A 13,126-nucleotide genomic window follows, 5' to 3' on the forward strand; every position below is an offset into this window, starting at 1 on the left:
CCTCAGGGCAGTACGTCGATGACGGCCCGCGCCTTGTACCGCGCGTCCCGGTTCTGGAAGACGAGGTCGCGAGTGTGGTCCGAGCACCGGACGAAACGGTCCTGGATGCGCAGCCAGGTGCCGTTGCCGACCTTGACCTGCAGTCTGAGGATGGTCAGGACGCGGAAGCGTCCGGTGCCGTCGTTCAGGGTGTTGCGCCTCTGCCCGAGCGTGTACGGACGGACCTGCGTGAGGGTGGTCCCCAGTCGGGCTCGGACGTCGTCGGTGCCTTTGACATCGTGCTGCAGGTTGATCGCCTTCGTGGTGACCAGGCGTACCGAGCACGTCGGGGGTGCGGCGGCCCGTTGCTGGGCCGTCGCCGCTGACCCCGCTGATCCGGCAGACGCCGCGGACGGCGTCAGGACGACGCCGCAGACGGCCGCAGCCAGCAGGTATCGGGTGGCATGAGTCTTGTTCATGGTGGTGCCTCTCCGTCGGTTCGGTGGGTGCCGCGCTCTTCACGGCGAACCAACCGTGGCCCGATGCGCTGCCCACCCGACAGGTCAGCTGCTGCTCATTGCCTGCCCAATCCTGCTCCCGCTCGCGTGCGCGCCGTCGCGATGCTGGAACGAAGCCGGACGTACGGCGGTGGGGGTCAGACCTCCCCGCGCATCCTGGCGAGGCGGGCCCGCAGGGCGGGGACGCGGTGGGCGTTGGTGCGCAGACCGAGATAGGTGTCGCCGTAGGCCCACAGCAGCGCGTCGTCGAGTCGGCGTACCGCCCCGGACGGCGAGCGGTAGGCCATCCGCTCGGCCAAGAGGTCGTCGTCGACCGTGCGGAGGGTGCCGGCCAGCTCGGCCAGCGAGGTGATGCCCAGTTCGAGCACCACCGTCGCGATCCATTCGTAGTGGACGGTGCGTGACCAGGCGGACTCGGCGTACTGACCGGCGAGGAAGGCGGCCAGGTCCCGGGCACTGATCCGGGGGTCGTCGACGGGTCCGCGAACGGAGTCATCCGCGCCGGCGTCGGTCACCGACGCGCGGAGCTGGGCCCAGATGGCGGAGAACTCGTGGTCGGCCAGCTCCAGCAGGCCGGCCGCGAGGGTGAAGCGCCGGTCGAACTCCGGTACGTGCTCGTCGGGGATGGTGCCCTTGTAGCGGATGTCGTGCTCGAACTCCGCCCAGGCGTGCTGCAGCACGGTCCGGATCTGGATCTGCAGTGGCCGATCGCGCAGCAGTTCGTACGCCGCCTGGTCGGCTCGGGTGGCGTCGAGGCCGACCAGCAGGTGCCGGCTCGCGTAGCCGAAGCGTCCCTCGCTGGCGGTCTCCAGGCCCATGTCTCGGTCGTCGTGGACGACCACCTGATCCCCGAGCAGGTCGGCCGCGGCCTCCACATCGTCCTGCACATAGGTGACCACCCGGATCCCGACCTGGTCGGTGATCTCTCGGAGCGGGTCGGTGAAGACGGGATGACCGTCGACCGAGCGAGCGGCCTTGGCGGCGAACGAGGCGACCGATTTGGCCCGCCCGGTGACCGCCAGATAGTTGATGCCGGCGTCGTCGAGGATCGAGGTCACCAGCTGGATCCCCTGGTCGACGGCCCGGCGGAGACGCGGCTGGAGCTCGGCGTACTGACGGACCGCGGAGCCGGGGTCGCTGCCACCGGTCGCGGCCTTCTTGCCTCCGCGGGGCGTCGGGGTGAGGTCGGTGGGCAGGGTGGGCGTGATGATGTAGCCGGAGTCGACGTCGCCGTAGGTCGTGGTGCGGTCGGGACGCCGGGTCGCGAACAGTCCGATGTAGGCGCACAGCACCGCGTCGACCTGGTCCTCGACGACACGCAGCTCGCTCTTCCGGCCCGCCTGCTCCACCACGGCTCGCAGCCCGCTCCAGGTCTGGGCGCCGGGCGGCGGGCCGGGGTCGGCGTCGAGCAGCAGCGGAGGTTCGGCCGTGCTGAGTCCTTCGAGCAGGCCGAGCAGGACGACCAGCTCGGCCCGGAGCTGCTCCAGGTCGCGGCCGGGCTTGTTCTTGTACTTCAGGGTGCGGCCGAGCCGGAAGAGAGCGACGGTCGCAGGGTGCGGGTAGACCTCGATGGCGCGCCGGGGTCGGCGCGAACGCGGGTTCAGGTCGAGGCCCAGCCGCGCGGCGATGCGGGCCCCGCGCGGCTTGTCGCGGAACTCGGGTCGACCGGTGTTGGTCGGGTGGGCGCCGGCGTCGAACCGGGCGAAGTCCTGGTTCAGCAGGGCCTCGGCCGGACGGTTGCCGGTGGCGTTGGTGACGATCAGCGGCGCGTCGATCGCGACCAGGCCCTCCTCCTCCAGGTACGGCGCCAGCACGGCGACGATCTCCTCGTCCGTGGTCGCCGCCGAGACGTGCACGAGCCGGCCGTGCTCGTCCAGGACGGCCAGGCCGGTGGGCCGGCGTTCCCCCCACGCCAGGTCGACTCCCGCGAAGTACATGGGTGCAGCCTGCCCTACCCGACGCTGCCTGACAGTCCCCCGGTTGCTCTAGGCTCCCCACGCCGGATCCGACAGGCTGCCCAGTGCCCGCGACCAGCGAGCGCCGGCGGGCCTCGACAAGGGAGTGGATGCCAGATGACAGTGGTGGCTCGGGTGACCCACCTGCACCGCACCGCGATCAAGGGCTTCGGGGTGACCTCCGAGCCGTTCCTGGAGCTCAGCGCTGCCGGGGCCCGGGCGGACCGGGAGTTCTTCATGGTGGATGAGGCCGACAAGCTCTTCTCCGTGACGCGGACCGGCGCCTTCCTCGACCACTGGTCCCGCTACCTCCCCTCGGAGCGGCTGCTCGAGATCGGCCGCGGCGAGGAGACCCTGTTCGCCGAGACGATCGACCGTGGCGAGCCCGCGACCGGCCGGTTCTTCGCCGACCGAGCCGTCCACGGGTTCCTCGTCGCCGGACCGATCGTGGACCGGCTCTCCGAGCTCGCCGGCCGCCAGGTCCGGCTGATCAAGACCGAGCAGCCCACCGGTGGGGTGGACGTCGAACCGCTGACCCTGCACTCCGAGGCCTCGGTCGCCGATCTCGGCACCGAGGTCGATGGCAGCGTGCTGGACGCCCGCCGGTTCCGGCTCAACCTGACCCTGGACGCCGGCCCGACGCCGTACGTCGAGGACACCTGGTCCGGGTCGCGCCTCGGGGTCGGCGGGGCGGAGTTGGTCGTCGGCCGGCCGGTGCCCCGATGTGCGGCCGTGCAGCGCCACCCGGACGACGGCGGCCGGGGAGTCAACGTGCTCAAGCGGATCCGGGAGCGCCGGTCGGGGGAGGCGCAGCCCGAGTCGATCGACCTGGGCGTCTACGCACAGGTCGTGACGCCCGGCCGGGTGTCGGTCGGGGACCAGGTCCAATTGCTCGGCTGAGTCCGCTCCCGGCCCCCCGCAACCCGGTCGGGCGTAGGCCACGCCACACCCGTGCCGGGAATGCCCCGGCCCGATCCCCGGTTGCCGAAGACCGGCGGCCGCTGCGTCGCAGACCGTTCTGTCGCGCTCGAAGGGATGCATGATCACCACGCCCAACCGAGGCCGCCTGCCCGCGACGGTGGGCTTCGTCGTCGCCTCCGTCGCGCTGGTGCTCGTCTTCGTCTCCGCGGGTACGCCGATCCCGCTCTACAACACCTACCGCGTCGAGGATGCCCTCACCGACGCCGACTTCAGCCTCGTCACCGCGGTCTATCTCGGCTGCGCCGCGATCTCGCTGCTCTTCCTCGGCCGACTCTCCGACCACCTCGGCCGGCGACCGGTGGCGGTGGTCGCGCTGCTGAGCTCCGCTCTCGGGGTGGGCTGCATGCTCGCCGTGGACAGCGTCGGACCCCTCCTGTTGGGCCGGGTCTTCCAGGGGCTGGCGTGCGGGATGGCCTCCAGCGCACTGGGTGCCCTGGTGATCGACAGCGCCCCGCCCCATCCGCGATGGCTCTCGGCGGTGATCACCAGCGCGGCACCCGCCCTCGGCATCCCGTTCGGCGCCATGATGACCGGAGTGCTGGCCGACTTCGCGCCAGACCCCACCCACCTGACGTACACCATCGTGCTGGTGCTGCTGGTCGGCTCCGCGGTCGGGATCGCGCTCGGTCCGGAGACCGTCGCGCGGACCACTCTGGGCCGGGCCGCGGCGTCCCTGCGACCGCGGATCGTGGTGCCGGCCGGCACCGGACGCAGGATGACCGCAATGGCCGGGCTGATCCTGGCCACCTGGTCGGTGGGCGGCTTCTACCAGGCATTCGGCCCCTCGATCGCCTCCGCGCACCTGGGATCGGACGACGTCCTGGTCGCGGCGGCGGTGTTCGGGTCCTTCACCGTCCTCAACCTCCTCGGCGGGCCGATCACCGCTCGCCTGATGCCCGCCACCGCCGTCCGGCTGGGCGCGCTGACCTACCTGGCGTGCGTGGCCGGGATCCTCGCCTCACTCTCGGCCGGTGCGATCGTGCCGTTCCTGGTGATCAGCCTGGTGTGCGGCATCACCCAGGGCATCGGCCAGACCGGAGGGATGCGCTCGTTGCTCCCGGACACCTCACCGGGCGACCGCGCCGGCCTGCTGGCCACCGTGTTCCTGGTGAACTATGCCTCCGCCGCGGTGCCCTCCTTCGTCGCCGGACGCTTCGCCGGACACGTCCCGCTGATGGCGATCGCCCTGGGCTACGGGGTCCTCGCGCTCGTGGGCGTCACCGTCGCGGTGGCGCTCACCGGCAATCCCGTCAACCGCCCGGTCCTCACCCGCGGAGCGCCGGTGCGGGCGGAGTCGGTCACCGACCGGTAGCGAATGGGACCGGATCCCCGCAGCGTGCGACCATGCTCCCCGTGTGGGGAGTGACCGATCTGGGGACCTATCTGGTCGGACTGGCGCTGATCATCCTGCTGCCCGGGCCGAACTCGATCTACGTGCTCTCGACCGCCGCACGCAGGGGTGTGCGCACCGGGTACGCCGCGGCGGCCGGTGTCTTCACCGGTGACGCGATCCTGATGCTGCTCTCCGCGGCCGGGGTGGCCTCGCTGCTCCAGGCGAACGCGTTCGCCTTCGCGGTCGTGAAGTACCTCGGCGCCGGCTATCTGGCCTGGCTCGCGATCGGCCTGCTGCGCTCGGCGTGGACCGGCTGGCGGCGCCGTCGTACCGCCCAGCCGACGACCGAGGCCGAGGCCGCGCCGGCGACGGGCGAACACCCCTATCGCCGGGCATTGGTGGTGAGCCTGCTCAACCCGAAGGCGATCCTCTTCTTCATCGCGTTCTTCGTGCAGTTCGTCGACCCCGAGTACGCCTATCCCGCGCTGTCCTTCGTCTTCCTCGGCGCCCTCGTCGAGATCGCCAGCTTCCTCTACCTGAGCATGCTGATCTTCTGCGGTGCCCGGCTCGCCGCCGCCGTACGCCGCCGGCAGGTGCTCGCCACCGGTGGCACGTCCCTGGTGGGCGTGGTCTTCCTCGGTTTCGCGGTGAAGCTGGCCACAGCCAGCGCCTGATGTCCGCGGACCTCGGCACAATGGGCCCGGTGACCCGCTCCCGAGTCGTCATCACCTACTGCACCAGGTGCAAGTGGCAGCTGCGTGCCCAGTGGTACGCCGGAGAGCTGCTGCAGACCTTCGAGGAGGAGCTGGGCGAGGTCGCCCTGCGCCCGGCCACCGGCGGCGTCTTCCGCGTCGACGTCGAGGCCGACGGCGCCGAGACCGGGGTGTGGAACCGCAAGCGCGACGGCGGCTTCCCGGAGATCACCGAGCTCAAGCGTCGGGTCCGCGACCTGGTCGCGCCGAACAAGTCGCTGGGTCACGCAGAGCGCTGATCCCTGCTGACCCAGGTGACCACCTGGCCCACATCGCCCGGACCGGGCCCTACGGCCAGGAGCCGGGCTCGGCAGTGGCCAGCCACCGGCCGGACCCGTCCAGCGCCTGGGCGGCACGCCGACCCGGCACCGCCCGTCCCGAGGACCGTCGGTGGCGGGTGGCACCATGGCCAGGAGCGAGGAGAGGACCGGCTGTGACCGCTGACATTCATTTCTACTTCGACCCGGTGTGCCCGTTCGCCTGGATGACCAGCAAGTGGGTGCGGATGGTGCAGGCCCAGCGCGACCACTCGGTGGAGTGGCGCCCGATCTCTCTGCGCCTGATCAACGCCCACCTGGACTACGACACCCATTTCCCGGAGGGGTACGACGCGGGTCACACGGCCGGGCTGCGGCTGCTCCGGGTCGCCGGGGCGGCCCGGGAATCCCACGGACCGGAGGCGGTCGGGCGGTTCTACGAGGCGATCGGCGCCCGCATCTTCGACACCGACAAGCTGCACGACCTGGTGGGTGAGGACGGTCTCGACCGGCGCGGCACGGCGGCGTTCGTCGTCCCCGCCCTCGCCGCGGCGGAGCTGCCCGCGGAGCTGGCCGAGGCGCTCGACGACACCGGCCGCGACGGGGAGATCCAGGCGTCCAGCGACGAGGCGCTCGCCCTGACCGGCAAGGACGTCGGCACCCCGATCATTCACTTCCGCCCGCCTGCGGGAGTTGCGTTCTTCGGCCCGGTGATCAGCCGCCTGCCGGAGCCCGAGCGCGCCGCCGAACTGTGGGATCACGTCGTCGGGCTGGCTACCTTTCCTGGGTTCGCCGAACTCAAGCGCAGCCTGCGGGAGCGGCCGCAGTTGCGCGCGTTCGGGGTCGACCCCGAGCAGACCGGCGCGGTCGAGGACTGGCACGCCGGCAGCCGCCGCCTGAAGAAGTAGCGCAGCGTGACCGAGGTGGCGCGCGAGCGGCTGGTCAGCGAGCGGGAGCGGTCGGTCCGCCGCGTGCGGGAACTCGACGCCGACTACCGCCAACTGCTCGACTCCGCCTGGGCGACCAACGTCGACGACGAGCACGACCCCGAGGGCGCGACCACGGCCTTCGAGCGGTCCCACCTCGCCACGGTGCTGGCCCAGGCCAAGGAGACCCTCGCCGAACTGGACGCCGCGCTGGACCGGTTGGACGCCGGCCGGTACGGCGTCTGCGAGCGGTGCGGCACCGCCATCGCGCCCGCCCGGCTGGGCGCACGTCCCACCGCCCGCACCTGCGTCTCCTGTTGAGCCGGGTCAGCGCAGCGGCCAGGTCGGACCCCGCGAGCGACGATTGCCTACCCGGGTGCTGGGTCGACTGCGTGAGCGGGGGTCACGGACGGTCGCCCGGCGGCGTGAAGGCGGCGATCGCATCCGCGTCGCTGTTCGCGGCCCGGATGTACTCATCCGCCCAGGCCCGGCGCTGCGGGTAGTGCGAGCCGGCGACGACGGCCTCCACCGCGGCGTCCACGTCGATGACGGTGCGCTCGAGCCGGACTCCGCCGTCGCGGAGCAGGGCCCAGCTCCCGCCGGGCCGGCCGTAGGGCATCCCGACGCTGCCGGCGTTGATCACCAGCCGCCGGTCGACGAGCCGGAGGAACGGCATGTGGGTGTGCCCGCAGACGACCGTGCGGTGGTCGGTGGGGAGGTCGGCCAGGGCCGCCCGCCACCGGCTCAACGGGGAGTCGACCAGGACGATCTCGTCGTCGCGGCGGGGGCTTCCGTGGCAGAACACGACGGGACCGAAGCCGTCGACCTCGATGACCAGCGGGTGCGGCAGTTCCGCCAGGAGGTCCACCTGGTCCTCGGAGAGTTGGTCCGCGGCCCACGCGGTGATGCCGTCCGGGGCCTCGGTGCTCGGACCGCGCCGGAGCGCGACCAGTTCGCGATCGGCATTGCCCCGGACGAGTCGGATCCGGTCACCCTCGGCGAGGAGGCGCTCGAGGACCTCTCTGGGCTGCGGGCCGGAGGCATGATCGCCGGTGACCACGATCAGGTCGGCGCCACCTACCTCGGGTTCGGCGAGGATCGCTTCGAGGACCGGCAGCACGCCGTGGATGTCGGAGAGCACCACCACCGAGTTCGCCACCGACCCAGGGTCGCAGACGCTGCGCCGGAGACGTCGGGCGTCAGCCGGCCAGGGCAGCCCTGACCAGATCGAGCTCGAGCAGTTCCTCCGCGGTGAGCTCGATCGAGGCGGCGGCGAGGTTGGCCCGCACGTGCCGGACGCTGGTGGCGCCGGGCAGCGGGACCACCGGTGAGCCGTGCCGGCGTTGCTGGTGGTGGACCCAGGCCAGCGCGACCTGGGCGGGGGTGACCCCGAGGCGATCCGCCGGCCGCGACAGTGCCCGCCGTACGTCGTCCGGCGCCCGGTCGCTCGTGAGGTGGCCGTGTCCAAGCGGCGAGTGGGCCACCAGTGCGATGCCCAGGTCGGCAAGGATCGGGAGGAAGTCCTCGGCGGCGTGGGACACCAACGACCACTGCTCCTGGAGCGCGGTCACGGGGTGCACGGCGTGGGCGCGGCGGAGATCCTCGACGGTCACGTTCGACAGCCCGATCGCGCGGATCTTCCCGGCGGTGACCAGCTCCGCCATGGCGGTGACCGTCTCCTCGATGGGGGTCTCCTCGCTGCGGTGGTGCAGGTAGTAGAGATCGATGGCGTCCACACCGAGCCGCCGCAGACTGGCCTCACAGGAGCGCACCACGGCGTCGGCGTCCGCGCGGACATGCCACTCGTCGGAACCCCCGGACCCGTCCCACACCACCCCGAACTTCGAGCACAGCACGACCTCGTCGCGGCGGCCGGCGATGGTGCCGCCGACGAGTTCCTCGTTGCCGTAGAGCTCCGCTGTGTCGAGCAGGGTGACGCCGGCGTCCAAGGCGGCGTGCACGACGGTGACCGGGTCGCGATCGGGTTCGTCGGGACCTGCCGGTCCGGGGTCGCGCAACCGCATCAGACCGAGCCCCTGCCGTGGCGGGGCGTCGTCGGGCCAGAGGGGAAAACGCGCCATGTCCTCACGCTAGAAGGTCAACCTCGGTTCAGGTCAACGCTCCGGTCCGGGTCGACGCCCGGGTGGGCCGGCGCGCGCCGGCCCACCGGAGCATGGTCAAGGCGGCGATCGCTGCCCTATGGTCGTCGGACCGAGCCGTTCCCGCATCTCACACCGTGAGGGATCGAGGTGAGCGCCATGGCGCTTCCCACCCAGGCAGACATCGTCGTGATCGGCGCCGGCATCGTGGGCAGTTCGCTGGTGCGACATCTGGCCGGGCTCGGCTGGCGCGACATCCTGCTGATCGACAAGGGGCCGCTGCCGGATCCGGGCGGCTCGACCGGGCACGCGTCCAACTTCATCTTCCCGGTCGACCACTCCCAGGAGATGACCGCGCTGACCCTCGACTCGATGCGGCAGTACGCCGACCTCGGGGTGCTCACCGGCTGCGGCGCGATCGAGGTGTCCCGCACCGAGGAGCGCGACCAGGAGCTGCACCGCAGGATGTCCTCGGCCCGGGCCTGGGGTGTCGAGACCGAGCTGATCGGGCCCGACCGGATCCAGGAGCTGGTGCCCTGGATCCGGGCGGACCTGCTGCGCTGCGGCTTCTTCACCCCCTCCGGCGGGGTGGTCGATCCGGTGCGGGCCGGCGAACTGCTCCGGACCCGCGCGGCCGAACTGGGCGGGCTGAGGGTGGCGGCCGAGGTCGAGGTGCTCGGCATCGACACCATGCCTGGCGGGGGCAGGCCCCGGGTGTCCGGCGTACGCACCGATCAGGGCGCGGTCGCCACCGAGACCGTGGTCGTGGCCTGCGGCGTGTGGAGCCCGGCGGTCGCCGCCCTGGCGGGTGCTCGGATCCCGCTCACGCCCACGGTGCACCAGATGATGGACCTCGGACCGATCCCGGAGCTCGCGGCGACCGGCGTCGAGATCAGCTTCCCGGTCGTCCGCGACATGGACGAGAGGATGTACGAGCGGCAGCGTGGCGCCGATCTCGAGGTCGGCTCCTATGCCCACCGGGCGATCCTGCACCGGCCGGCCGAGATCCCGCCGCTGGGCTCCGGGCCGCAGACCTCACCGACCCGGATGCCGTTCACCCACCCCGACTTCGGGGACCAGTTGACCGCGGCCAGGCGGCTCTTCCCGAGCCTGCTCGACCGTCCCGGTGTCACCGAGCAGGATGCCATCAACGGTCTGCTCTCGCTCACCCCCGACGGCGCCCCGCTGCTCGGGGAGACTCCGGAGGTGGCCGGCCTCTGGTCGGCGGCGGCCGTGTGGATCAAGGAGGGGCCGGGCGTCGGCCGGGCGGTGGCCGAACTGCTCACCCACGGTGCTTCGGAGGTCGATGTCCACGGGGCCGACATCGCCCGCTTCTACCCCGTCCAGCGCAGCGAGTCGCACGTCCGGGCCCGGGCCGCGGAGGGGTTCCCCAGGATCTACGGCATCGCCCACCCGCGTGAGCAGTGGGGGAGCCACCGCGGCGTACGCGTCAGCCCCTTCCACTCCCGGGAGGTGACCCTGGGGGCGGAGTTCTTCGAGGTGGGTGGCTGGGAGCGGCCGCAGTGGTACGCCGCCAACGAGCCGCTCCTGGACGAGTACGCCGACCAGGTGACCCGCCGGGCGCACGAATGGGACGCCCGCTGGTGGTCGCCGATCATCGAGGCCGAGCACCTCGCCATGCGGGAGCGTGTCGCGATGATCGACCTCACGCCGTTCGCGGTCTTCGACGTCACCGGCACCGAGGCGCTCAGCTACCTCCAGCGGCTCGCGGTGGCTCAGGTGGACCGGCCGGTCGGCCGGGTGATCTACACCCCGCTGCTCGACCCGCACGGCGGGTTCCGGGCCGACCTGACCATCCTGCGACTGGGCGTGCGGCACTTCCGGGTGGTCACCGGCGGGGCCGACGGTGCGCGCGACCTCGCCTGGTTCACCGCGCAGCTCCCCGCTGACGGGGTCGCACTCGCAGACCTCACCTCGGCGGTGTGCACGATCGGTCTGTGGGGCCCGCGCGCTCGCGACCTCGTCTCGGGTCTGACCGACGCGGACCTCACGGCGTCCGGGTTCGAGTTCGGCGCCGTCCGAGATGTCGAACTGGCCGGCATCCCCACCCAGATGGTCCGCATCTCCTACGTCGGCGACCTCGGCTGGGAGATCCACCTCCCGACCGAGCTGGGCGGCGCGCTGTGGGATGCCCTTCGCGAAGCCGGCGCGCCTCACCGCCTGATCGTGGCCGGGGCGGGCGTCTACGGCACCACCGGCCGGCTGGAGAAGGCCCACCGGCTGATGGGCGCCGAGCTCACGTCGGACTACGACCCGGTCGAGGCCGGGCTGGCGCTGCCCCGGGTGAAGGACGCCGACTTCGTCGGCAAGGCGTCCTATCTGCAGGCCCGGGGGCGCGATCCTGCGGCGACACTGTGCACGCTCGCCCTCGCCCCGGGGGTGGAGCGGTGCCCCACCGGTCACGAACCCATCCTCGATCCGGCCGGTGGGCCGATCCTCGACGCGCGGGGGCGGCGCTCCTTCGTCACCAGTGCCGGCCCGGCCCCCTCGCTGCGGCGCTACCTCCTGCTCGGCTACCTGCCCCCGGCGTACGCCGTCCTAGGCACGCACCTTCAGATCGACTACCTCGGCGAACGGCTCCCGGCCGAGGTGCTCACCGTGGGACGCACCGCCCCGTTCGACCCGGAGATGTCGCGGCCGAAGGGGTAAACCCCGCGCCGGGGTCGCGCGTGTGAGTAGCGTGAACGCTCATGCCACCCGAGGCGCGCCGTTGACGGGCCCACCTGCCGGATCCGATGCCGCCGGCCGCTCCGAGGCGGATCAGGTCCTGGCCGAGCTGTATGCCGCCCACTGGAACCGGCTGGTGCGCACCGCGGCGCTGCTGGTGCGCGACACCGAGACCGCCGAGGACGTGGTGCAGGAGGCGTTCGTGGCGCTGCACCGGCACTGGGGGCGGCTGCGTGAGCCCGACCTCGCGCTGGCCTACCTGCGACGGAGCGTGGTCAACGGGGCCAGGTCCGCGCTGCGGCGTCGCACGGTGGCCACCCGATTCCTGGCCAAGCACGGCCCGGCCCGGTCCGAGGAACGTGTGGAGCCGGCGGAGGAGAGCGCGCTCGCCCGGACCGGGCACGAGGCGGTGCTCGAGGGTCTCCAGTCGCTGGCGAGGCGGCAACGGGAGGTGGTCGTGCTGCGCTACTACGCCGACCTCTCCGAGGCGGAGACGGCAGACATGTTGGGAATCAGCCGAGGGGCGGTCAAGAGTCACGCCTCGAGAGGGCTGGCGAAGCTTCGCGGTCTGTTGCACGAGGACCGGTCGGGGCGGGCGGAAGGTGGGACGAGCGATGAGTGAACCCGAGAAGTGGGCCCGAGACCTGCTGGCACGTGCTGCGGAGGAGGTCGAGCCGGGCCGGCGCTGGGAGGAGATCCAGCGGGCGACGACGGACCGGCGTACGAACCGGCGAGGCTGGTGGCTCGCCGGCGGCAGCGCCGTGGCGGTCGCCGCCGTAGCCGCGGTCGCCGCGGTCGTGGTGACCCGCCCTTCACCACCGCCGCCCGAGCCCCAGCCCGCCGGCCCGAGCGACACGCCGGCCGCGGTCGAGTCGACGTCCCCGACGAATGAGGGAGCCGCTGCCGCGGTGTACTTCGCCGGCGACACCCCGCAGGGGCCGCGCCTGTACCGGGAGTTCCGGACGGTGGAGACCCGGTTCCTCGACCCCGTCAGGCTCTCGATCGAGGGGGACGCCGAGGACCCCGACTACGGCAGCCTGTGGCCCGAGGGCGCCGAGGCCGACGGGGTCACCTACTACGACGAACCCAGCGGCGGTCTCCTGCAGGTCGATCTCACCGACGCCTCCCTGCGCGAACGGCCGGCCGGCATGACCGAGGACGAGGCCCGCCTGGCGATCCAACAGGTGGTCTACACCGCTCAGGCCGAAGCGGGAGCGCGGGCCCCGGTGACGTTCGAGGTCGAGGGTGAGCAACTCGAGCAGGTGCTCGGCGTACCCATGCAGCAGGTGGGCGATACCTGGCAGGTCGCCCACGCGGCCCCGTTGGACACGCTCTCCCGGGTCAGTCTCTCCGACCCCGCGGAGGGCACGGTGGTCGGCGACGGCGCCCTCGAGGTCAACGGTGCGGCCAACGCGTTCGAGGCGAACGTGGTGCTCACCGTCTCGGACGGTCCCCGGGTGCTGCGGCAGGAACCGGTCACCGCCTCGGGGTGGATGGGTGAGCGGCTCTTCCCGTTCGAGACCCGGCTGGACTTGAGCGGCTTGCCGCCCGGCGAGTACGTCCTGACCGCGCGCGTCGACGAGCCGACCGAGGACCCTCAGGTCTTCAGCGACACGCGCACCTTCGTGGTGGAGTGAG

General features: G+C 72.2%; 13 protein-coding genes. 9 read left to right on the plus strand and 4 right to left on the minus strand.

Going from position 1 to position 13,126, the window contains the following annotated elements; translation table 11 throughout:
• Positions 1-2 precede the first annotated feature (2 nt).
• A complete protein-coding gene (locus G515_RS0110530; protein WP_028660105.1) occupies positions 3-458 on the minus strand; it encodes a hypothetical protein in 456 nt (151 codons plus the stop codon).
• 176 nt (positions 459-634) lie between these two features.
• Positions 635-2,434 carry a DUF429 domain-containing protein gene (locus G515_RS0110535; protein WP_028660106.1) on the minus strand — a complete coding sequence of 600 codons (1,800 nt, stop codon included), beginning with the start codon at positions 2,432-2,434 and terminating at the stop codon, positions 635-637.
• 135 nt (positions 2,435-2,569) lie between these two features.
• Between G515_RS0110535 and G515_RS22690 the strand changes: the two genes are divergently transcribed.
• The 6 genes from G515_RS22690 (at position 2,570) to G515_RS0110565 (ending at position 7,022) form a co-directional block, all read left to right on the plus strand.
• Positions 2,570-3,352, plus strand: a complete 783-nt coding sequence (locus G515_RS22690; RefSeq protein WP_051218222.1) for an MOSC domain-containing protein — start codon at positions 2,570-2,572, stop codon at positions 3,350-3,352.
• Positions 3,353-3,491: 139 nt separating this feature from the next.
• The gene (locus G515_RS20805; protein ID WP_051218224.1) at positions 3,492-4,745 is read left to right on the plus strand and encodes an MFS transporter; all 1,254 of its coding nucleotides are present in this window, start codon (positions 3,492-3,494) and stop codon (positions 4,743-4,745) included.
• A 32-nt stretch (positions 4,746-4,777) separates the two neighbouring features.
• On the plus strand, positions 4,778-5,440 hold the full coding sequence (gene leuE, locus G515_RS0110550) for a leucine efflux protein LeuE (RefSeq protein WP_211221014.1): 663 nt from the start codon (positions 4,778-4,780) through the stop codon (positions 5,438-5,440).
• A gap of 20 nt (positions 5,441-5,460) precedes the next feature.
• The gene (locus G515_RS0110555) at positions 5,461-5,757 is read left to right on the plus strand and encodes an Rdx family protein (RefSeq protein WP_028660108.1); all 297 of its coding nucleotides are present in this window, start codon (positions 5,461-5,463) and stop codon (positions 5,755-5,757) included.
• Positions 5,758-5,951: 194 nt separating this feature from the next.
• On the plus strand, positions 5,952-6,683 hold the full coding sequence (locus tag G515_RS0110560; RefSeq protein WP_028660109.1) for a mycothiol-dependent nitroreductase Rv2466c family protein: 732 nt from the start codon (positions 5,952-5,954) through the stop codon (positions 6,681-6,683).
• A gap of 6 nt (positions 6,684-6,689) precedes the next feature.
• Entirely contained in the window at positions 6,690-7,022 is a 333-nt protein-coding gene (locus G515_RS0110565; RefSeq protein ID WP_028660110.1) for a TraR/DksA family transcriptional regulator, read from the plus strand.
• Between the two features lie 82 nt (positions 7,023-7,104).
• Here G515_RS0110565 and G515_RS0110570 read toward each other — a convergent pair whose 3' ends face one another.
• Positions 7,105-7,860: a metallophosphoesterase family protein gene (locus G515_RS0110570; protein ID WP_028660111.1), complete on the minus strand. Its 756-nt coding sequence runs from the start codon at positions 7,858-7,860 to the stop codon at positions 7,105-7,107.
• 40 nt (positions 7,861-7,900) lie between these two features.
• A complete protein-coding gene (locus tag G515_RS0110575) occupies positions 7,901-8,782 on the minus strand; it encodes an aldo/keto reductase (RefSeq protein WP_211221015.1) in 882 nt (293 codons plus the stop codon).
• A 177-nt stretch (positions 8,783-8,959) separates the two neighbouring features.
• On the opposite strand from G515_RS0110575, the gene G515_RS0110580 reads away from it, so the two are divergent.
• From G515_RS0110580 to G515_RS0110590, 3 genes are read left to right on the plus strand one after another with little or no spacing between them, the layout of a single operon-like run.
• Positions 8,960-11,470 (plus strand): GcvT family protein, encoded by a 2,511-nt coding sequence (locus G515_RS0110580; protein ID WP_028660113.1) that lies wholly within the window; start codon positions 8,960-8,962, stop codon positions 11,468-11,470.
• A 22-nt stretch (positions 11,471-11,492) separates the two neighbouring features.
• On the plus strand, positions 11,493-12,110 hold the full coding sequence (locus G515_RS20810; RefSeq protein ID WP_245565345.1) for a SigE family RNA polymerase sigma factor: 618 nt from the start codon (positions 11,493-11,495) through the stop codon (positions 12,108-12,110).
• Positions 12,103-13,125, plus strand: coding sequence for a Gmad2 immunoglobulin-like domain-containing protein (locus tag G515_RS0110590; protein WP_028660114.1), 1,023 nt, complete (start codon positions 12,103-12,105; stop codon positions 13,123-13,125). Before G515_RS20810 ends, G515_RS0110590 begins: the two co-directional genes overlap by 8 nt.
• The last annotated feature ends 1 nt before the right edge of the window (position 13,126 follow it).

This window comes from Nocardioides insulae DSM 17944 (assembly GCF_000422825.1).
GTDB classification, from domain to species: domain Bacteria; phylum Actinomycetota; class Actinomycetes; order Propionibacteriales; family Nocardioidaceae; genus Nocardioides; species Nocardioides insulae.